This window comes from Lactobacillus ultunensis DSM 16047, assembly GCF_001436305.1.
Lineage (GTDB): Bacteria > Bacillota > Bacilli > Lactobacillales > Lactobacillaceae > Lactobacillus > Lactobacillus ultunensis.
Genome location: NZ_AZFO01000006.1, coordinates 57,428 through 78,813, shown reverse-complemented (window position 1 = coordinate 78,813; position 21,386 = coordinate 57,428). Strand labels below are relative to the sequence as shown.

The 21,386-nt window shown below is 36.5% G+C and carries 18 protein-coding genes and 2 pseudogenes; all 20 read left to right on the top strand.

Annotated features, from left to right (window positions below; translation table 11 throughout):
- Nucleotides 1–101 precede the first annotated feature (101 nt).
- On the top strand, nt 102–1,826 hold the full coding sequence (locus tag FC57_RS03245; protein ID WP_007126023.1) for an ABC transporter ATP-binding protein: 1,725 nt from the start codon (nt 102–104) through the stop codon (nt 1,824–1,826).
- A gap of 105 nt (nt 1,827–1,931) precedes the next feature.
- Nucleotides 1,932–3,694 (top strand): annotated as a pseudogene (locus tag FC57_RS03240) (ABC transporter ATP-binding protein).
- A gap of 166 nt (nt 3,695–3,860) precedes the next feature.
- Complete coding sequence (croR, locus tag FC57_RS03235) at nt 3,861–4,547, top strand: response regulator transcription factor CroR (RefSeq protein ID WP_040529537.1); 687 nt, start codon at nt 3,861–3,863, stop codon at nt 4,545–4,547.
- Between the two features lie 4 nt (nt 4,548–4,551).
- Complete coding sequence (locus FC57_RS03230; RefSeq protein ID WP_007126027.1) at nt 4,552–5,706, top strand: sensor histidine kinase; 1,155 nt, start codon at nt 4,552–4,554, stop codon at nt 5,704–5,706.
- A 48-nt stretch (nt 5,707–5,754) separates the two neighbouring features.
- On the top strand, nt 5,755–7,326 hold the full coding sequence (locus FC57_RS03225) for a UDP-N-acetylmuramoyl-L-alanyl-D-glutamate--2,6-diaminopimelate ligase (protein WP_007126028.1): 1,572 nt from the start codon (nt 5,755–5,757) through the stop codon (nt 7,324–7,326).
- An 11-nt stretch (nt 7,327–7,337) separates the two neighbouring features.
- The gene (locus FC57_RS03220) at nt 7,338–8,087 is read left to right on the top strand and encodes an aspartate/glutamate racemase family protein (RefSeq protein ID WP_007126029.1); all 750 of its coding nucleotides are present in this window, start codon (nt 7,338–7,340) and stop codon (nt 8,085–8,087) included.
- Nucleotides 8,088–8,348: 261 nt separating this feature from the next.
- Nucleotides 8,349–9,686 carry a sensor histidine kinase gene (locus FC57_RS03215; RefSeq protein WP_007126030.1) on the top strand — a complete coding sequence of 446 codons (1,338 nt, stop codon included), beginning with the start codon at nt 8,349–8,351 and terminating at the stop codon, nt 9,684–9,686.
- Nucleotides 9,687–9,688: 2 nt separating this feature from the next.
- Nucleotides 9,689–10,465: a LytR/AlgR family response regulator transcription factor gene (locus tag FC57_RS03210; protein WP_007126031.1), complete on the top strand. Its 777-nt coding sequence runs from the start codon at nt 9,689–9,691 to the stop codon at nt 10,463–10,465.
- Between the two features lie 94 nt (nt 10,466–10,559).
- A complete protein-coding gene (locus tag FC57_RS03205; RefSeq protein WP_040529538.1) occupies nt 10,560–10,769 on the top strand; it encodes a hypothetical protein in 210 nt (69 codons plus the stop codon).
- Between the two features lie 11 nt (nt 10,770–10,780).
- Nucleotides 10,781–10,990 (top strand): hypothetical protein, encoded by a 210-nt coding sequence (locus FC57_RS03200; RefSeq protein ID WP_007126033.1) that lies wholly within the window; start codon nt 10,781–10,783, stop codon nt 10,988–10,990.
- Nucleotides 10,991–11,315: 325 nt separating this feature from the next.
- Entirely contained in the window at nt 11,316–12,545 is a 1,230-nt protein-coding gene (locus tag FC57_RS03195; RefSeq protein WP_007126034.1) for a lactate oxidase, read from the top strand.
- Nucleotides 12,546–12,614: 69 nt separating this feature from the next.
- Nucleotides 12,615–12,938, top strand: coding sequence for a bacteriocin immunity family protein (locus FC57_RS03190; protein ID WP_007126035.1), 324 nt, complete (start codon nt 12,615–12,617; stop codon nt 12,936–12,938).
- A 71-nt stretch (nt 12,939–13,009) separates the two neighbouring features.
- Nucleotides 13,010–13,234 carry a hypothetical protein gene (locus FC57_RS03185; protein WP_007126036.1) on the top strand — a complete coding sequence of 75 codons (225 nt, stop codon included), beginning with the start codon at nt 13,010–13,012 and terminating at the stop codon, nt 13,232–13,234.
- Between the two features lie 99 nt (nt 13,235–13,333).
- A complete protein-coding gene (locus FC57_RS03180; protein WP_007126037.1) occupies nt 13,334–13,525 on the top strand; it encodes a hypothetical protein in 192 nt (63 codons plus the stop codon).
- Nucleotides 13,526–13,640: 115 nt separating this feature from the next.
- Nucleotides 13,641–15,947, top strand: a complete 2,307-nt coding sequence (locus tag FC57_RS03175) for a glycoside hydrolase family 31 protein (protein ID WP_007126038.1) — start codon at nt 13,641–13,643, stop codon at nt 15,945–15,947.
- 128 nt (nt 15,948–16,075) lie between these two features.
- On the top strand, nt 16,076–17,473 hold the full coding sequence (locus tag FC57_RS03170) for an ATP-binding protein (RefSeq protein ID WP_040529539.1): 1,398 nt from the start codon (nt 16,076–16,078) through the stop codon (nt 17,471–17,473).
- Nucleotides 17,474–17,570: 97 nt separating this feature from the next.
- Nucleotides 17,571–18,770, top strand: a complete 1,200-nt coding sequence (locus FC57_RS03165; RefSeq protein WP_007126040.1) for a CPBP family intramembrane glutamic endopeptidase — start codon at nt 17,571–17,573, stop codon at nt 18,768–18,770.
- A gap of 12 nt (nt 18,771–18,782) precedes the next feature.
- Entirely contained in the window at nt 18,783–19,979 is a 1,197-nt protein-coding gene (locus FC57_RS03160) for a CPBP family intramembrane glutamic endopeptidase (RefSeq protein WP_007126041.1), read from the top strand.
- A gap of 13 nt (nt 19,980–19,992) precedes the next feature.
- Entirely contained in the window at nt 19,993–20,217 is a 225-nt protein-coding gene (locus FC57_RS03155) for a hypothetical protein (protein ID WP_040529541.1), read from the top strand.
- Nucleotides 20,218–20,530: 313 nt separating this feature from the next.
- Nucleotides 20,531–21,301, top strand: a pseudogene (locus tag FC57_RS03150) (GHKL domain-containing protein); the annotation flags it as partial.
- Nucleotides 21,302–21,386: the final 85 nt, after the last annotated feature.

The window sequence follows — 21,386 nt, the reverse complement described above, 5'->3', positions numbered from 1 at the left end:
ATACTAAATATAATAACTACACATAAAAGATAAATAGGCATTGTCCTATTTATCTTTTTATTTATGATTTTGGTTTGGAAGAAATAGAAAGGTGGTTTTATATGGTCAAAACGTTGAGCAAATCGATCAGACAATATAAGAAATTGTCACTACTCTCACCACTATTCGTTATTGGTGAAGTTATTATCGAAATGCTGATTCCATATTTAGTTGGTATTTTGATCGATAACGGAATTATGAAGGGCAATATGCCTTATATCAGTAAGATGGGACTGCTTTTGCTTGTATTAACGATCGTTTCATTAATATTAGGGGCAAGTGCAAGTTATGTCTCAGCTCATGCTGCTGCCGGCTTTGCCGCAAACTTGCGAAAAGACATGTTCTACCACATGCAAGATTACTCCTTTGAAAATATCGATCATTTTTCAAGTGCTAGTTTGGTTACACGTTTGACTACTGACGTTAACAACGTTCAACTTGCATATCAAATGTTAATTAGAATTGCGGTCAGAGCACCAATGATGTTTGTTGTATCAATCATCATGTCTGTGATTATCAGCCCACGTTTATCACTGATTTTCTTGGTATTAGGACTACTTTTCGCATTAGCATTAGGATTGATTATTAAGTCAGCTTACCCATATTCCCCTAAGATCTTTAGAGGATACGACCGCATGAACCAAGTAGTTCGTGAAAATGTTCGTGGTATTCGTGAAGTTAAGACCTATGTCCAGGAAAAGCCACAAATTAAACAATTTGAAAAGTCGTCTGGTTTTATTTATAAGCTCTTTGCTACTGCACAAAAGATTATGTCTTTGAATGCTTTGGTAGTTGCAGCGGTTTTGAATATCTCAACTTTGGCAATTTGCTGGTTTGGTGCACGAGAAATTGTTGGTGGCAGTTTACAAACTGGTCAGTTGATCTCAATGTTCACTTACTCCAACTCAGTTTTATTTAGTTTGAACATTTTGGCTATGATTACCACTCAGTTGGTTATTTCAGGTGCCAGTGGTCGTCGTATTGCTGCTGTAATTACGGAAGAACCAACTATTGAAAATCCTAAGAAGCCACTCAAGCGTTTGACTAATGGTGAAATTATTTTTGACCACGTTAGTTTTAAGTATGAAATAGCTGATAAAACCAATGCGCTTGATGATATTAATCTACGAATCAAGCCAGGTGAAACGATTGGGATTATTGGTGAAACAGGATCTTCTAAATCTACCTTGGTTTCAATGATCCCACGTCTTTATGATGTAACGTCGGGTGCGGTACGTGTTGCCGGTCATAACGTTAAGTCATATGATTTAAAGACCTTGCGTGACAACGTTGCGATGGTTTTGCAAAACAATGTTTTGTTCACAGGAACGGTTAAAGATAACTTAAAGTGGGGTAACGAAAACGCCACTGATGAACAAATTGTCGCAGCTGCTAAAATTGCTCATGCTGATGGGTTTATTCGTGAAATGCCTAATGGCTATGACACGATGGTTGAACAAGGCGGTAACAACGTTTCTGGTGGACAAAAGCAAAGAATCACTATTGCTAGAGCCTTATTGAAGAACCCTAAGATTTTGATTTTAGATGATTCAACTTCAGCGGTTGATACTAGTACTGAGCGTGAAATTCGAATGTCTCTTGCTAAAGATATGCCTGATACTACTAAGATCATTATTTCCCAGAGAATAGTTTCAATTAAGGACGCTGACCGGATTATCGTTATGAATCATGGTAAGATTCAAGATATTGGTACTCATGATGAATTGATGAAGACTAATGATCTTTACAGTTCAATTGCGAAGTTCCAAGAAGAACAAGGAAAGTAGGTGAGCAGTTTGGATAAAGCAGTAGAAAATAAAAATCAAGTTAAGGGTAGTAGAACCAAAATCTTGTTGCGTTTGCTTAAATTGATCAATAGTACTAGTCCATGGATGCTCATCACTTCCATGATTACTATCGTTTTGGCAGCAGCCAGCAACGTTATCGGTTCACTGTTTATTGAACGGTTAATCAATGACTACATCATTCCGTTGACTAAAGAAAAAGTGCCTAATTATGGCCCGCTAGCAACAGCAATCGCCGTTATGTTTGGTATCTATGCTATCGGCTTTTTATCAAACTATCTTTTTAACATGTTAATGGGTGTGTTAGCGCAAAAAGTTCAATATCGTGTTCGTAACGAGATGTTTACTCATATGGAGAGCTTGCCAATTTCATATTTTGATCAAAATGAATTTGGCGATATCATGTCGCGTTACACTAACGATATTGATACCTTGATGCAGATGATTTCGCAATCAATTCCACAATTTACTAACTCAGCTTTAAGTTTGGTCTTCGTTGTGGTTGCGATGTTTACTCTGAGCTGGCAATTGACGGTCTTCTCATTTATCATCTTTGCTTTGTCATTTGGAATTGTCCGTTACTTAACAATTAGATTAAGTCATTTCTTCCAAATTCAACAGAAGAAATTGGGTCAAATCAATGGTTATAACGAAGAAATGCTTAACGGATTAAAGGTTATCAAGGTTTTCAGCCATGAACCTGAATCTAAAGCTGGTTTTGATAAATACAATGAAGAACTTCGTCAGGCATCTGGCAAGGCTAACACTTATGCTACTGTACTTTTCCCAATCATGGGTAACATGGGAAACTTGCTGTATGTTTTGATTGCCTTTGTTGGTGGTGCCGTAGCTATCAATCAGTGGGCTCCACTTTCACTTGGTGCTATTGATTCATTCTTGCAATTATCTAAGCAATTCAGTATGCCAATTGCGCAAATTTCACAACAGTTGAACTCAATTGTCATGGCTTTAGCTGGTGCTGAAAGAATCTTCAACTTAGAAGATCAAGTTTCAGAAACCGATAAAGGTACTGTTACGATTTCCAAGGGTGAAGAAGTCGGCAGTAATTGGAACTGGAATGTCCCACAGAAAGATGGATCTATTAAGAAAGTACCAGTTCGTGGTCATATTATCTTTGACCATGTCAACTTTAGTTATGTGCCAGATCATCAAATCTTGCATGATATTTCCATTAACGCTAAGCCAGGAATGAAAGTTGCCTTAGTTGGTGAAACTGGTGCAGGTAAAACTACCATTTCTAACATGCTTAATCGTTCTATGAAATTGATTCGGGAACAATTACTTACGATGGCATTCCAATTAAGAATATTAAAAAGGATGATCTGCGTAAGTCGCTTTCAATCGTTTTGCAGGAGACGCACTTGTTCACTGGTACAATTATGGACAATATTCGTTTTGGTAATCCAGAGGCTAGTGACGATGACGTTTACCAAGCAGCGAAGTTGTCACACGCGGATGAATTTATTCATGATCTTGATCATGGCTATCAAACTGTAATTGATGGTGACGGTGGCGATTTATCTCAAGGGCAAATGCAGCTACTTAGTATTGCCCGGGCAATGATCGCAGATGAACCTGTTATGATCTTGGATGAGGCTACTTCAAGCATTGATACTAGAACTGAAAAGATGGTTCAAGCCGGAATGGACAACCTGCTTGCAGGACGAACAAGTTTTGTTATTGCCCACCGTTTGTCAACTATCGTCAACTCAGATTTGATTTTGGTACTTGATCACGGTCATATTATTGAACGTGGTAATCACGAACAACTTTTGAAAGAAAAGGGCTACTACTACGAGCTCTACACTGGCAAAAAAGAAATTCAATAGTAAAGTTAAAATCTGGAATTTTTCCAGACTTTTTGTTTTTAACAAAATTTAAAGATAGGCGTTGATCTTAGTCCTTTTTCTTAAAATTGAGTAAAATAGTCATAAGGTTTGCTAAACTATATATAGATAATAATTGAGAAAAAAAGAAGAAGGGGGATTCTTCCTCGTGAAAATTTTAGTTGTTGATGATGATAAAGAAATCGTAGAACTTTTAAGTATTTATCTTAAAAATGAAGGTTATGAACCAATTGCTGCATATAGTGGCAAGGAAGCTATTACTAAGTTAACTACCACGCCAGATATTGCTTTGATGATCTTAGACGTGATGATGCCAAATATGTCAGGGATCGAGGTTATTAAGGAAGTTAGAAAAGACTCTGATATTCCAATTATCATCGTTTCTGCTAAAACAGGCGACATGGATAAGATTCAGGGCTTGATTACTGGTGCCGATGACTATGTATCTAAGCCATTTAATCCACTTGAAGTAATGGCTAGAGTACGTTCACTTTTGCGTCGTAGTCAAAAGCAGGTTAAGGATGAAAAGCCTGATATTTTGGAAGTTGGTCCATTAGTAATCAATCGTGATTCTCATGAAGTAAAAACAATTGACGGTAAGGACATCCAATTAACGGCGCTTGAATTCGGTATCTTATACTTGCTTGCTAGTCACCCTAACCGCGTTTTCTCAGCTGATGAGATCTTTGAACGTGTATGGCAACAAGAATCCATTGTTTCCGCCAAGACCGTTATGGTCCATGTTTCTCATTTGCGTGATAAGATCCAAAAGGCTACAGGCGGCGAAGATGTTATCCAAACTGTTTGGGGCGTAGGATACAAGGTCGAGGCATAGTTTAATGAAAAAAGAACGCGTCAAACTTACTGGCGCTGAAAAGAGCGAATTATTTGCAGAAGGTGTCGTAACGGTCATTCTTCTGCTTTTGTTAAATCTGTCGATTATTATCCTAATTCATTTGGCTATTTTACAAGATCAAAGTCTGGTAAATGGTATTTACTTTTTGAAAAAGACCATGACTTTTGCTGGTGGTTATCATTTATGGTCATGGCAGAATATCTTTATTATCTTGATGGGGATCGGCGATTTAGTCGTTCTTTATTGGCGCTTAATTAGAAGATATCACCAGATGCAGCTGCGGCATGTGATCTCAGAACTGCATTATATTGCCAGTGGTCATTTTGATCATCGAATCAACTTTAGGGTACGGCCTGAATTGCAGCGTGTAGTTGATTCAATTAACTCATTAGTCGATAGTACAGTTAATTCAATCAACGAAGAACGGGCAATTGAACAATCTAAAGATGAATTGATTACTAACGTTTCGCACGATATTAGAACGCCATTAACGTCAATTATCGGCTATCTGGGTCTTTTGAAAAGTGGCGTTGCTTCGCCAGAAGACCAACAGAAATATATCAATATCGCGTATACTAAGGCTGAACAGATGAAATCTTTGGCTAATGATTTGTTTGAATATACAACCTTGAAATCTACTAATACAAAGTTGAATTTAAACAGTCTGCATATTTATTCAATGCTTGAACAAGTCGCAGCTGGTTTTGAATTAGAAGCTGAGAAGAAAGGCATTGAGATTGAAATTGAAGCTCGGCCAAAGGATTTAACTATTCAAGCTGATGCAGAAAAGCTAGTGCGTGTTTACAATAATTTAATTTCTAACGCTTTTAAATATGGCATAGGTGCAACCAAAATTAAGTTGATTGCTAATTTAGTTAATAAACGTGAAGTGGAATTACGAGTTGAAAACAATGGTGCCCCGATACCAAAAGATTCGCAGAAAAAAATCTTTGAACGCTTTTACCGCGTGGAAACTTCGCGTAATACCAAGACTGGTGGTACCGGTTTAGGATTATCAATTACCAAGAGCGTAGTAGATTTGCATCATGGCACGATTCGCTGTCAATCGGATAAGAATTGGACAAGTTTTATTATTCGTTTGCCACTTGATCCGAAGAAGGCGAAAAGTAAGCGCTAGCTGTGTTATAATTTTGACTGAATGTTTTAATACAACGAGGAGAAAATAATGAGTATTTCTTTAAATACCTGTATATTAATTTTAAAAGAGCACCATTTGCTTAAGTCAAGCGCAGTACAAGATACTGTAGCAACTAAGATGGAGTATGTTTCTTACGACTCACGTGATATCCAAACTAATACTTTATTTTTCTGCAAAGGTGCTGGCTTTAGACCTACTTATTTATCAATGGCCAAGGATAATGGCGCAATTTGTTATGTGGCTGAACAACCTTATCCAGAAGGCAAAGGGATGCACGCTTTAATCGTCCGTGACGTTTCTAAGGCTATGGCATTGCTTTCAGCTGCATTCTTCCGTTTCCCACAAGATGATTTATACGTTGTTGCCTTCACTGGTACTAAGGGTAAGACTACTTCCGCATATTTCTTGAAGGGGATGCTTGATCAAGCTAATGGCGGTAAAACTGCTTTGATTTCTTCAGTTAATGACGTTGTTGGTCCTAAACCAGAAGATAGTTTCAAGTCTAGTTTAACTACCCCAGAAAGTTTGGACTTGTTCCGTGATATGCGTACTGCTGTTGATAATGGCATGACACACTTGGTAATGGAAGTTTCAAGTCAAGCTTACAAGAAGAATCGTGTATTTGGTTTAACTTATGATTTGGGCTTCTTCTTGAACATTAGTCCAGACCATATCGGACCAAATGAACACCCTAACTTTGCTGATTACTTGCACTGCAAGCTTCAATTAATGGTTAACTCACGTAAGTGTATTATTAACGCTGAGACTGCTCACTTTAACGAAATTTACGCAGCAGCTACTACAACCACTAATCCAGATAGTATTTATCTCTTTGCTAGAGAAGACTTTGAAAATCCTGATTTGAAGGTGCCAATTGACTTTAGATTTGCTTCTCAAGAATTGGATATGAAGGAAACCCGCTTCAAGCTCTATTGTGCTAGTGATAAGGCTAGAAAGCTTGATATTAACGGTGACTACACTTTGAAGATGTTGGGTGACTTTAACGAATCAAACGGTACTGCAGCAATCATTGGTGCTGGTCTTGCTGGCCTTAACCATGATCAATGTGCCAAGGGTATTCGTGATGTTACTATTCCTGGTCGTATGCAAACCGAAAGAACTAAGAGCCACGGTATGGTTGTTGTTGACTACGCTCACAATAAGGCTTCAATGATGGCTTTGATGAGCTTTATGCAAAATGAATTCAATGACCCTAAGATTATCGTAGTTGTTGGTGCTCCTGGTGATAAAGGTATTTCTCGTCGTCCAGGCTTCAGTGAAAGTTTAACTGCATACGCAGATAAAGCATTCCTGACGACTGATGATCCAGGTTTTGAAGATCCTAAGTCAATTGCTGAAGAAATCGACTCTGGTATTGATCACTCTAAGTGTGACGTCACAATTGAGTTAGACCGTAAGAAGGCTATTCACGATGCGATTGCAATGGCCGGCCCTAAGGATGTTGTCTTAATTTGTGGTAAGGGTGCTGATGCTTTCCAAAAAGTTCGTGGCGTTAACACACCATACCCATCCGATATCGTTGTTGCTCAAAAGGTAATTAACGAATTAGAAGGCGAAAAAGAACACTTTAGAAAATAAAAGGTGACATAATGAAGCACTTTTTTAGTATTATTGGTGGCATGGGAACAATTGCCACTGAAAGTTACGTCCGCTTGATTAACCATCGAGTAAAAATTGCTAAAGACCAAGATTACTTAAATTATATTTTGGTAAATGATGCTCAAGTTCCTGATAGAACTGCATATATTAAAGACCATAGCAAGCCTAACTTCTTCTATGATTTACAAGATGATGTTTTGGGACAAGCAAAGCTGAATCCAGATTTCTTTGTAATGCCATGCAACACGGCTCACTATTTCTATGATGATCTGGCCGCATTGACTGATATTCCATTTTTGCACATGATGCGTATTGCAGTGCACAGATTTATTGAAGAATATCCTAAAGAAACAAAGATTGGTTTGATTGCTACTGAAGGATCAATTTATGATCACTTGTATGAAGATGAAATCCATCGCGTTCACCGTGACGTTGAATTCGGTGGTCCGGAGATCCAACCAATGGTAACTAAGCTAATCTATCGCGATATTAAAGAAAAAGGCGTGGTAGATGGCAAGTTATATCATCAAATCTTACAAAAGATGCATGATGACTATGGCTGCAATGTAATTTTGCTAGGTTGTACTGAATTGTCATTAGCTCAAGAAAAGGCTCCAGATCATCCGTATAATGTGATTGATCCACAATCAATTATTGCGGATGTTTCAATTGAATTGGCTTTGAAGATCCGTAATGGTATGGATCCCGCAGAAGCTTGCAAGAAATATATGTATAAGTAAAAAAGTTTTGAAATTAAAGCTTTCAGAAGTGACTACTTCTGGAAGCTTTTTTGAGTGGAAAAATTGTAAAGTTGAGAGTGGAAAAATTGTAAAGTTGAGAGTGGAAAAATTGTAAAGTTGAAAGTAGTACAATTTTACAGCTTAAGACGTTAAATTTAGACAGCCAAACTTTGGCTGCCTTTTTGATTTGTCTGGTAAATATTTCAACATAAGGTCTGATAAAATTAAAGAGTAGCATTAAGAAGATTGTGTAGGACTATTATGACTGAAATTATTGATACATTTAGAGAAATAATCAAAGAATATCCCCGAATTGTCTGGAGCTTTATGGGAATATACCAAGGCCTAGTTATGACGATTTTTACTATTTGGTTTTTCTATAAAGTGACAGACATTAAGGTTAAGCACTTTTATGAACGAATTTTTATTGCCTTTGCTTTTATAATTCTTTTTGTTACAAAGATATTTAGCATCTATACCTCGTTAGTTTCGACTTTGGTTGCAATAGCATTGTTTGTTCTCTATTATCACAAGTCTGATCATATTAAGATTATTACTACAATAGTGATGGGGGATAGTTTTTTCTTAATTGAATACTTTGTTTTAAGTGTATTAGTTTATTTCCGTGCCGATAAAAACGGTAATGTAAATTACGATCACCTTGCTTTTTATGAAAGTATTTTGCTAACTATTTTCTATTTAGTTTGTGTGATGTTAGTTAAAAAGTACGTCTGGTTTCTTCAAAAACAACTACAAAGTCAAACAAGTAAAATATTTTTAATGGCGGTCAGCTACGCTTATGTTTCTTTGTACTTTCTAACACTTGCCTTTTTACCAATAAAAAGAGTGGTACCTATCATGCCAATGCTGTTACTCGTTGAAGTGGCACAAATCTTGTTAGGCTTTTACATCTATTACTCATTTGTTCAAATCCAGCATGATCTGATGCAGAAAAAAGAACAAGAAACACTGAAAAAGTATGCCGCTAGCTTGGAACAAAATCAGTTGCAGCTTAGGAAATTTAAGCATGATTATCAGAATATGCTGACGAGTTTGAAACTGAGTGCTGCCAATGGGAACAATCAAGAGTTGCTCAACAAACTAGAACATTATTCTAATACGCAAATCAATAGTCAGGACTTGTGGCGTTTCAATGATGTAGACAACATTCATAATGATCTAATCAAGAGCATTATCATTAGTAAGTTGAATGAAGTCCACCAGAAGAAGATTCCATATCACTTTGAATGCAAGCAAAGTATTGAAAAATTGCCGCACATAGATCTGTTTGACCTTGTACGTATTATTGGCGTTACGTTCGATAACGCAATCGAGGCAAGTCAAAATTTGTCTAAAGCGCAGATTAATGTGATGATCTATCAAGACCAGCCCGGTGAGTTTGAGTATGAGATTGATAATCGATGTGAAGATTCTAATCTTTCTGTACAAAAAATGAGCCAGGCAGGTTTTACTACTAAGAAAGGTCACAAGGGCCTGGGGCTAGCTAATGTAGATGATATTGCGAAGAAATATGATCAAATGTACATTGATCGCAGTATCAAAGATGATTGGTTTAAATTTACGATGGTTGTGGAATAGAAATGAAATATGCAGTAATTGTTTGTGATGATGATCCTGTACAAGCAGAAGAAATCGTTAAAATGGCAAAAAATGCGCAGATGTTTTTGTCAGACGAAGATCCAATAGAATTTGATTTTAAAATAGTAGGACACAGCTATGATGAGGTCGCAAATTACCTGGGAAATCATCAGATAGATGGTGCGTTTTACTTTTTAGATATTGAATTAAGCGATAAAGCCAATGCTAAGACTGGCTTAGACTTGGCCGAGCTGGCTAAAAAGCATGATCCCCGTGCGCAAATTATCTTTGTTACTACACATGAAGAATTGTCGCTGATGACGTTTCAGCGACGTATCGGTCCAATCGATTATATTGTTAAAGGTGATCCAGTAGCGATGCAGAAACGAATTACCACAACGCTGCAGTTAGCGATAAAGAATCTATCTGAGTGGAATTTAGTTAAAAAGATGACTTTTTCTTACCGTTTAGGACACCTGGTTAAGAACATCAATATTGATGATGTTTACTATGTTGAAACGTCTCAGCTCCCACATAAATTGCATTTGGTAAAAAGTGATGGCGAAGCGGATTTCGTTGGCAATATCCGTGAAGTTGAAAAGGATAATTCGTTTTTGGCTAAAATATCGCGCTCCTGCTTAGTCAATCCCAAGAATATTCAAACAATTGATTTGCATAAAAAAGTAGTGATCTTTCCTAATGGGGATGTAGTTCCTTATGCTCGTAGTCAAGCAGAAAAGATGAAATCCTTGATTGAGCAACAAAATCTCAAAGAATAGTACCATTTAGGACAAAAAAACAACCGAATAGGACGGTTTTGCCACCAAGATTAAGCTTTGAAGCATAATAGAAACTAGAAAGAGGATGAAAGATATGCTTAAAGTGTTTTTAATTATCTTTGGTGCATTAATGATTTTTGGTGGTATTTACACGATCACCAGCAATAATCATTTTGTTAATAACCAACAAAAGAATATTAAGAAAAATCAATTTTCTTCTTTTGGCATTATTGCTGGTTATTATCAAGGTACCCTTATAGCTATTGCAGGCGTAGGTATATTGTTAGCTGGTATTTTCATTTGAGGTGAGCAATCATGATGAAGATTGTTATTCTATCAGTTATTGGTCTACTTTTGATTGTAGGTGGCTGTTATACTGTTTTTGCAGCTAAAAAGTATTTTAAACATGTAAGAACTCAAGGAACAGATAATGTTTTTAGTCCTTTAGCTATTTACTATGGTTATGCTTTCGGTATTATGTTGGCTTTAACTGGAATTACTATACTCTGTCAAGCATTTAATTGAAATTAAGTAGAATGAATAATAAGTTCTTAAAATAACTGCTAGTTCAATAGACTTAAGCAGTTATTTTTATTTTTCGTACTCAATTTCAATTATTCTTAGTCAAAATGGGTAAAATGACTAAGAATAAAGGCTAGATGACAAAGAATAGCAAATTATAAAAATAACGTTGCATACATATATTTAATATTTAACTTTGTGAAAAAATAGTCCTTACAATCATTGTTATTAAAACATCTTTTTACTTTTTTCACTAACTTTTACAATTGCTTTTTACTATAATGAAGGTAAATAGGAATGTAAAAATAAGGTGAAAGAAGGAAGATCAATGACATATTATTACAAAGGTTTCCCTCAAAGTGATCGTGATGAAAAGATCTCAATGATTAACGTTGATGAGTTGGAAGAACGTGCTAAAAAAGTAATGCCTGAAGGCGCCTATTATTACATTGCTTCCGGTGCCGAAAACGAATGGACATGGCGTGCCAATACTTCAGCTTTTAACCATTATCAAATTGTGCCACGTGCTTTGACTGATATGCAGGATCCGCAGACAGACACTCAATTTATGGGGATGAAGCTAAAAACTCCAATTATGATTTCACCAATTGCTTGTCACGGAATTGCACACAAGGATGCGGAAGTAGCAACACAAAAGGGTGTAGCAGCCGCAGGTGCGCTTTTCTCCTCAAGTACTTATGCTAATAAGAGTGTAGAAGATATTGCTGCAGTAGCTCCTGAAGCACCAAGATTTTTCCAATTATACTTGAGCAAGGATTGGGACTTTAACAAGATGGTCTTTGATGCAATCAAAAAGGCAGACTATAAAGGCATTTTCTTAACCGTAGATGCTTTAGTTTCCGGTTATCGTGAGGCAAATTTGAGAACTAAATTTACCTATCCCGTTCCGCTTGATTTCTTTACCCGTTATCTAGGCGCTAAAGGTGAAGGACAAAGCGTTGCGCAAATGTATGCTGCTAGTGCACAAAAGATTGGTCCAGAAGATGTTGCTCGCATTAAAAAGGAGTCTGGCTTGTCTGTCTTTGTTAAAGGCGTAATGTGCGCTGAAGATGCCTATAAAGCTATTGGTGCCGGTGCTGATGGTATCTATGTTACTAATCATGGTGGTCGTGAAATTGATGGCTCTCCTGCAACGATTGATGTTTTGCCAGAAATCGCTAAGGCTGTTAACCACCGTGTACCAATTGTCTTTGATTCTGGCGTTCGTCGTGGTTCTCATGTCTTTAAAGCTTTGGCATTAGGTGCCGATTTAGTTGGAATCGGTCGTCCATATCTCTATGGTCTAGCTCTTGGTGGCCCTAAGGGTGTGGAAAGCGTGATTGATCAATTGAATACCGAATTAAAGATTGATATGCAATTGACTGGCTGTAAGACTATTGAAGATATCAAACATGCAAAAATTAGTCGTATTCATTATGGTTTGGATGCTATGCCTTCGAATACTGATCCAAGTCGTATGAAGCCATATCCAACAACAGCTGAGAATCAAATTAAGAGCACCAATACAGATGCCGTTACAGGTGCATCACAACATTAAAAAAAAGTATTGCTTTCTTTTCAACAAGAACTAAAATTAGGTCAAAGGTTGAAAAAGAGGGATTAGACAATGTACAACGAAGAAAAAGATGACTTAAAAATCTGGCTTTTAAACAATATTACAGACTTGTTGGTTGATGAAGAAACTAAACCAGAAGAACGTAAAATTTTGTTGAATGCTAAGCATCAACTTGAGAGTGGTGAAAGTGCAAATTATGTTTGCAATTTGATCCGTGTTGGCCTTGATCCATTAAGTTGGCAAAGCAAACTTTCAAAAAATGTAACTAAATTTCATCAAGCAATTGTTTCTGCTGCTCGTCCTGTTTCTCATCAAGCAGGTGCAGTAGGTGGTGCTGCACTTGGCGTAGCATTTTCAAACATAATAGCTAAATAATTTATATTGATAATCAAGATTGCAGCTATTAAACTTAATTTAGTTTAATAGCTGTTTTTTTGAGGAAAAAGATGAAAGATAAAAATACACAAAACCAATTCTCAGTTTGGGGCATTATTCTTTCGATGCTCATTGCCTGGGTAATAACTTTTATAAGCATGTGGGCTTCACGAGGCTTTAGTATGGATTTCTTTATTATGCCCCGCTTTGCCTTTGTTTTGGTCCTGTCAGTGGCTGGTGCGATTATTATTGGGCCAGCTATCTACGGCTTTTTATATATTGGCAGAGAAAAATAAGCATAAAAACAATTGACAAATTAGCTAATAAATATTAGTGTATTAATTAAGTAGTACAGAATAAATACTTATATTAATTAATACAACGGGGGTGCAATCATGCTCTATCTTTTATATATTTTTGTTGGTTTGTTAATTATTTTAGGTGTTAACTTAATGATTACGGGTCTATTGGCAGTGCATGATATGTACACTCGTCGTGATGAAGAAGAGCCAACTTTTGATACTTTTAAAAAGTATTTTGCCAAGAATAATAATATTCCTATAAAGATGTCAGACTTATTCAATTAATCATAAAACTAGCAATTAAGTTTGCTAGTTTTTTCTTTGTCTAAAAATCAAGAAATTAGTTATTGTGTTAAAATTGAAAGCGAATACATAGTTTGGATTTTAACAGAGGTAAATTATGACTGATAAACTTACTAATTTTACTCAAGATGGGCAAAAGATTACTTTAAATTATGAAAATGGACCTTTGGTTTTGACTGTGATTACGCCAGAAATTGTGCGCGTTTTTGAAGATCGTGGAAATGCCAGCAATTCTTATGCCATTGAGGGCGATAAGGAGATTAAAACTGACTTCAAGATCGAGGATAAAAAAGATCACGCGGAATTAACTACGGCTAAGCTGACCATTAAGATCTATGATGATAAAAAGATTGATGTTTATGATGAAAAAGGCAATCCATTGATTATTGATTACCGTGGTAAGCGGACACCAATCGATCGTCAAATGGATAAAGAGCATTTGAAGTTGGCAGAATCCGAAGGACACGATGTTAAGAAGCTCTTAGGCATGCATGACAAGGACTACTACGAAATCGTAAAGTCTTTAGCTAGCGATGAAGAATTTTATGGTTTGGGTGACAAAACAGGCTTTTTGAACAAGCGTCATTACGCTTATGATAACTGGAACACCGACAACCCAGCTCCACAAGTAGAAAGCTTCACCCGTTTGTACAAGTCAATTCCAATTTTGCTTGGTATTAAAGAGGGTCATCCTTACGGGATTTTCTTTGATAATACCTACCGCAATCACATTGATTTGGGTAAGGAAAGCAATGACTATTACTATTACTCCGCAGTTGACGGCAATGTAGATTACTACATTATTGGCGGTGATTCATTAAAAGAAGTCATTACTAACTACACTTATTTAACAGGTCGTGTACCAATGCCTCAGAAGTGGACATTGGGCTACCAACAATCACGTTGGGGCTACAGCGTAAGTCAAAAGCAAGTTGAAAAAATTGCAGAAAATTTGCGCAAATATGATTTGCCTTGCGATGTAATTCACTTAGATATTGACTACATGAATGGTTACCGTGTCTTCACTTGGAGAAAAGATACTTATGAAAAGCCGGCTGATTTTGTCAAAAAGATGCGCAAGCTTGGCTTCAGAATTATCATAATTATCGATCCCGGCGTAAAGAAGGATGATCATGATTACAAGATCTACCAAGAAGGAATTGAAAAGGGCTACTTTGTAAAAGCTCCTGATGGTACGGTTTATGTTAACCAAGTTTGGCCAGGGGATGCTGTCTTTCCAGACTTCGGTCGTAAAGAAGTCCGCAAATGGTGGGCTAAGAATTGCAAGTACTTGGTTGACTTGGGTGTTGCTGGTATCTGGGATGATATGAACGAGCCAGCTTCATTTAAGGGTGAAATTCCACAAGACGTTGTATTCCATAATGAAAAAGAAGCTTCAACTCATAAGAAGATGCACAACGTTTATGGTCACAACATGGCTAAGGCAACTTATGAAGGCTTGAAGAAGTATTCAGGCAAGCGTCCATTTGTGATTACTCGTGCAGCTTATGCCGGAACGCAAAAGTTTTCCACAGTGTGGACAGGTGACAACCAAAGTTTATGGACACATGTGCAGATGATGATCACGCAATTATGTAACTTAGGAATGAGTGGCTTTAGCTTTGCTGGAACTGATATCGGTGGTTTTGGCGCAGATACAACTCCAGAATTGCTTACCCGTTGGATCGAAGGCGCATTATTTAGCCCACTGTACAGAAACCATGCGGCTTTAGGTACTCGTTCACAAGAGCCATGGGTATTCGGTGAGCCAACTTTGTCAATCTACCGCAAGTATTTGAAGTTGCGCTACCGCTTTATTCCATATTTGTATGATGAATTTTATCGTGAAACTAAGACAGGTTTACCAATTATGCGTCCGCTTGTCTTGAATTATGAAAATGATCCACAAGTGTATAACTTGAATGATGAATACATGGTGGGCGAAGACATTTTGACAGTCCCAGTTGTACAAGAGGGTCAAACCAAGCGTGCCGTATATTTGCCAAAAGGTAAATGGATCGACTTTTGGAATGGTATTGAATACGCCGGTAAGACAACGATCTTAGTTGATGCACCAATTGATAAGTTGCCATTGTTTGTCAGAAAGGGTGCAATTTTGCCATGGGGCAAGGAAGTTAGTCACATTTCTGATGAACCAGATGAGACGATGACCTTTAGAGTCTTTGGCGAAAAGGGTAAGTATGTTCACTATCAAGACAACGGTACAGACTTTAAGTATCAAGATGGCGAATACAACTTGTACAAGATTAAAGCCAAGGATGGATCTGTAAAAGTTAAACTTGAAAAGCACGGTTACGGTCCGGTATATCGTAAAATTACGGTGGAATTGCCAGATAAAAAAGTGGTATTCAAGTATAAGAACGGTAAGTATGTAGAGAAGTAGTAAGAATTAAAGATAATAAAATGCCATGCATCTGTTTGCATGGCATTTTTACTACATTACGTTATACTACATCGTATTATAGTATAATGTAATATAGTATATTACGATGTAGTAAAAGGAGCATGGCGATGTTTGTAGGTAGACACGAAGAATTAGCTCAATTGAATGAAGCATATGAAGAAAATAATTTCCAATTCACCGTCATCTATGGACGCAGAAGAATAGGCAAGACTTCATTGATCAACGAATTTTTAAAGGATAAGAAGGCCATTTACTATGTGGCCCTTGAAGAAAATGCGGCTGATAATCTCAAGCGTTTTTCAGAAGCAATCAGCATCTTCAAGAACACTGATCAGGGAGGCAAAGAAAGTTTTGCTGATTTTGAAGAATGCTTTAAAGAAATTACACGTTTAGCACACAAGCAGCGCGTAATTTTAGTCATCGACGAATTTCCTTACTTAGCTAAGGCATATCCAGCAATTAGTTCAATGTTGCAGTCTTATATTGATCATCAATTCAAAGAAACCAATCTATTTCTGATTCTTTGTGGCTCTTCCATGTCCTTTATGGAGCGTCAAGTCTTAGGCTATCAAAGTCCGCTCTATGGTCGACGTACTTTAGCCTTAAAGCTTGAACCATTTAAATTGACGGAAGCTCGTGAAATGCTGCCGAAGTTGAGCAAGGAAGATGCTTTTATCATTAATACGATCTGTGGGGGAGTGCCACAATATCTGAGTTATATGTCAGATAAGCGTTCGGTAGCTGATAATATTAAGAAAAACTTTTTGAACAAATCTGGGCGCTTATTCGACGAACCAAATAACTTGTTGCAGCAAGAGTTGCGTGATCCAACTAACTACAATTCAATCATTAATGCTATTGCGTCAGGTGCTTCAAAACATAGCAAAATTGCACAGGCGGCTCACTTGCAGACAGGTCCATTGACCACCTATCTAAATAATCTGATTGATCTGGGAATCATTGAGAAAAAGGTACCCGTCACTGAACAGAAGAAGCCGCGTAGCAAGAACATAGTCTATCGAATCTGTGATGGCATGTTTCGCTTCTGGTACACCTTCGTTGGCAAGCAAACTGATGTGATTGAACGTGGTTTAACTGATCTAGCTTGGGTTAAGGTAAAACGCAATCTATCTGACTTCATGGGACCAGAATTTGAAAAATATAGTCAAGATTTCATGTGGTCGCAGGATTTGAATGAAAAGATCGTGTCTAATCCATTTGTTCATTTAGGTAATTGGTGGGGCACAGATAAGCGAACTCATCAACAAGTTGAACTCGATGTAGTTGGCTTCTCTGATGATGAGCGCGACGGCTACTTTGGCGAGTGTAAATGGAAGAATGAGCCGATTCCGCGTAGCGTGCTAGAAAAATTAGTGACTAATAGTGAGCTTTTTACTTATCCGCTTAAGCACTATTATTTGTTTTCTAAGTCAGGTTTTACTGATAGTTGTCGAGAATTGGCGAAGGAAATTAACTGTCAATTGTTCACATTTGAAGAAATGTAGTAACCGGATTGGTCCATTTCGATGCCAAATTGGTCTTTTATGTCCTTCAAAATTAAAATTGCTATATTATTTTAATCAAGAGGGATGGTGAAGAACAATGAAGCAGAAGCTGTGGAATCGGATTTTAAAATTCGAATTAATCTTAAGTATTTTACTAGCTATTCTACTGAATATAAATGTAAAGGGGCTAAATTGGACCCGTCTTGCAGTAGCTGATTGGATTTCTCTAGCTATCTTGATAGCAACTTTGGTTTTACAATTCTTAGCTGAGAAGAATCATTATCTTAAATTTACAGCCGATATATTGAGTGCATTAACCTTATCATGCATTTTCAATTGGCTATTGACAGGAACTATTTCAACGCTGAATGAAAAAATTCAGCAATTGGCTCCTATATTCTCAATCCTGGGCTGCTTAATTCTATTAGTTAATTTTATACCTGTAGTCAAAGTTAGTTACCTTACCATCAAAAATGGCGTTCTACGTCTTATGCTTGTTGTAGTGTTGATCCTAAGTCAATTGTATAGTGTAGTTGTATTTAAGAAGGCGCCTAGTTACATAAGCGTAATGGTGGACCAAGGTTTTGTTAATGCAATTGCAGTATTTATTTTGACATTCTTCATTATGCAGGCTTGGGGATTCAAGTTTGAATGGAATTTGAAGTTTATTAAAACCAAAAACTTTCAATGGTGGGTACTGGTATTTTTAGTAGTCTTTTTAGCTTGGTTTAGCTTCTTTAATACGTTTATTGGCCTTGCTCAAGTACCAGCTCAACTTTTTGAATGGGATTTTAGTACTTTTGAGATTACGTGGAAAGGTTTCTATGCATCGGCAGAAGCAGGTATCCTAGAAGAAACTGAACGCTATCTGAATGTTGTGCTCTTGTTGTATATTTTTCATAATTTTAAGAGTAAAGTTGTGCTAGCCGTGGTTGGATCTTCAGCTATCTTTGGATTATTTCATTTGATTAACTTAGGAAGTACCAGTTTTGGTATTCACTATGATTTGGATGTAGTACTAAAGCAAGTAGTATATAGCTTCGGTATGGGATTGCTGATGGCTGCTTTGTACCTCTATACGGGTAAACTATGGCTATGCATTTTGGCACATTTCAGTATAGATTTTATTTCCTTTAGTAAGACAATGCTGACATTAGTTGTATCACCTATGTTAGGAAATTGGACAGTTTCTTTGATCATAATGGCGTTGCCAACAATCGTAACTATTTGGATGATGACAGGCAAAAGACGGAAGTTCATGGAAGATAATGCTGCTAGGATTGTTGCTACAAGGTAGGGTGAACTCGCTATGAAGAATAGAATATATGACTTGATTTTAAAAATTCAGTTGGTAATAGGGATAGTACTCATGTTGTGCATTAATCTGCATGTTGTACATATGTTTAAGATGCCCAAGCTAGTGTATCCGACTACTTTGTGTGCTTTAGTAGTAATTTTTATTTTGACTCTCTTAGAAAATAAAAATCAGTATATCCAAGCTGCGGCCAAATGGCTTGGCGTTTTAGCCTTACCATATGCATTTAACCTTGTAGTCTATACTGGGATTTCAGTTCTTAATTATGCCTTTCCAAGCTGTGCGATGTTTTTCTCAATCGTGGGCTGTGTCCTTCTATTGGTGGTAAATATTCCCTGGGTAATAGTTGACATGCCGATAGTAAAGAATGGCTTTCTTCGTGTATTGAGTATTGCTATCATTGATGTAAGCTTTACGATGAATGCCAATGATTTTATTAATTTGCCAGAGTCGCTTCACTTTCTTGTATATGATGCCTTAATAGTTGCCATAGAAATCTTTGTCTTAGGCTTCTTTATTACCAAGGCATGGGACTTGAAATTTAGCTGGAACTTGAAGTTTGTTAAAACTGGCAATTTTCAATTAACATCTTTAATTGTGCTTGTATTAGTGATGGTCTGGCTGATCTTCTTTAGCACATATGCCAACATTGCGAATACCTGGACAGAACTGCTTGCTTTCTGGCATTGGACTAGTTTTGAAGTTTCACATTATTTTACTGCGGGTATAGTAGCTTTTGCTGCTACAGCCGGTATTTATGAAGAAACGATTCGCATCCTAGAAATAATTGCTCTGTTATATGCAATGCGCAATTTTAAAGGCAGAATTATGTTAGCAGTAGTAATCTCGGCTATTTTATTTAGTCTAGAGCATTTAAGTAACTTGGGTACTATTACCAATGGCACGTTCTATTCTGTTGATATGACGGCACAGCAACTTACATATGCGTTTGGTATTGGCTTAGCATTTGGCGTGTTGTATTTGTATACTGGCAAATTATGGTTAGGGATGCTGATCCATTTTCTGTATGATCTGGAGAGTGTAAGTACTGATAGCGTAACGACTATGTTTACAGGTTGGCCAGTTTCAATTATGTTGTTAATTGTCGGTGTAGTGATCTTTGCGTGGATGTTGACAGGCAAAAGACGAAAATTTATGGAAGATAATGCGGATAGGATTGTTGGTAGATGAGTAAGGAATCCGAATGGTTATTAATGTAATCTATGATTTAGGAATATCATTATTATCAATTATTTTTGATATTTTCTTATTTCTTTATATTTCTAAAATAAATATCAGCTCAAAAAAAGACTACATATTTTTAATAGCTATGTCTGTAGTTGTTCTTGTAGTTAATGTTTACGGAAGATTCTTTTCAAATATAGCATCACTCATAGAGCCTTTTATCTTTTTACTGGTATTTTGGTAGAAACGATAAATATAGAGTCATAGTTTCAGCATTAATAAACTTAATATTTGATTTCTATATAGATGTTTTCTTATTTTGTATGAGCAAGATTAATAATAATAGAATCTTTGCTTTGGTCCTACTATTAGTAGCTTATCTTCTAATTTTTGTAATAATTTCTAAATTGCGAGAAGTCATATATAAACAGATTCAGGGACAGAACGTTAAAATCTTTGTAGGCATTCTTTTGTATTTGTACTTCTCAATGCTAGTGGTTAATTGGATAAATGCTTTTTTAGATCATCTTTCTCCATCAGTAATTGTATTTTTATCTATGACGTTAATACAGGCTATATTTGGATTTGCAATTTATTTTGCAATTGTGAAGGAGCAAAATGAAAAAGAAAAAATTCAAAGAATGAAGTTAAATCAGCAGCAACAGCGCCAACTTGAAGAATACGCAAATTATCTTGAAAAGAGCGAAGATGACTTACGTTCATTTAGGCATGATTATCGAAATATCCTTAATTCTCTAAAAGTAAGTGCCCAAGAAGGCAACGTTCAGGAAGTTATTCAGAAACTTGATAAATACACTGAAACAAATCTGAATTCTAAGGCCTTGCTCAAGTATAAGGATGTAAATCATATTCATATTAAGTCGATTAAGAGTATTATTATTTCTAAATTGACGGAAATGTATAACTTGAATATTCCGTATAATTTTGAGTGTCGCAGTAGTATTCATCAGTTGCCAGACCATGTGGATGAGCTTGATCTAGTGCGAATTATTGGTATCACTTTTGATAATGTAATTGAAGAGAGTAAAACTATGATGGCAAAAAAGCGTGACATTAGGGATGCAGAAGTTCAGATCATGGTTTATTCTGATGGCCCTGGTGAATTTGAATACGAAATCAGGAATAAAATTCAGGATAGGAATATCTCAACTAAACAGATTCAAGAACGTGGTTTTACAACTAAAAAAGATCATAAAGGGTTAGGCCTAGCTAATATAAAGGAAATCGAGAATAAGTATCCTGACATGTCTATTTCTTACACGGTTCAGGATGGCTGGTTTGATTTTTATATGGTGATTGAGAATTAATATAATAAGCTTTCAGAAAAAATGGTTTAAAAAATAGTGTAATTATGTCTTCGATTTACGTTTTGTGTCTTATGTTAATAGTTTC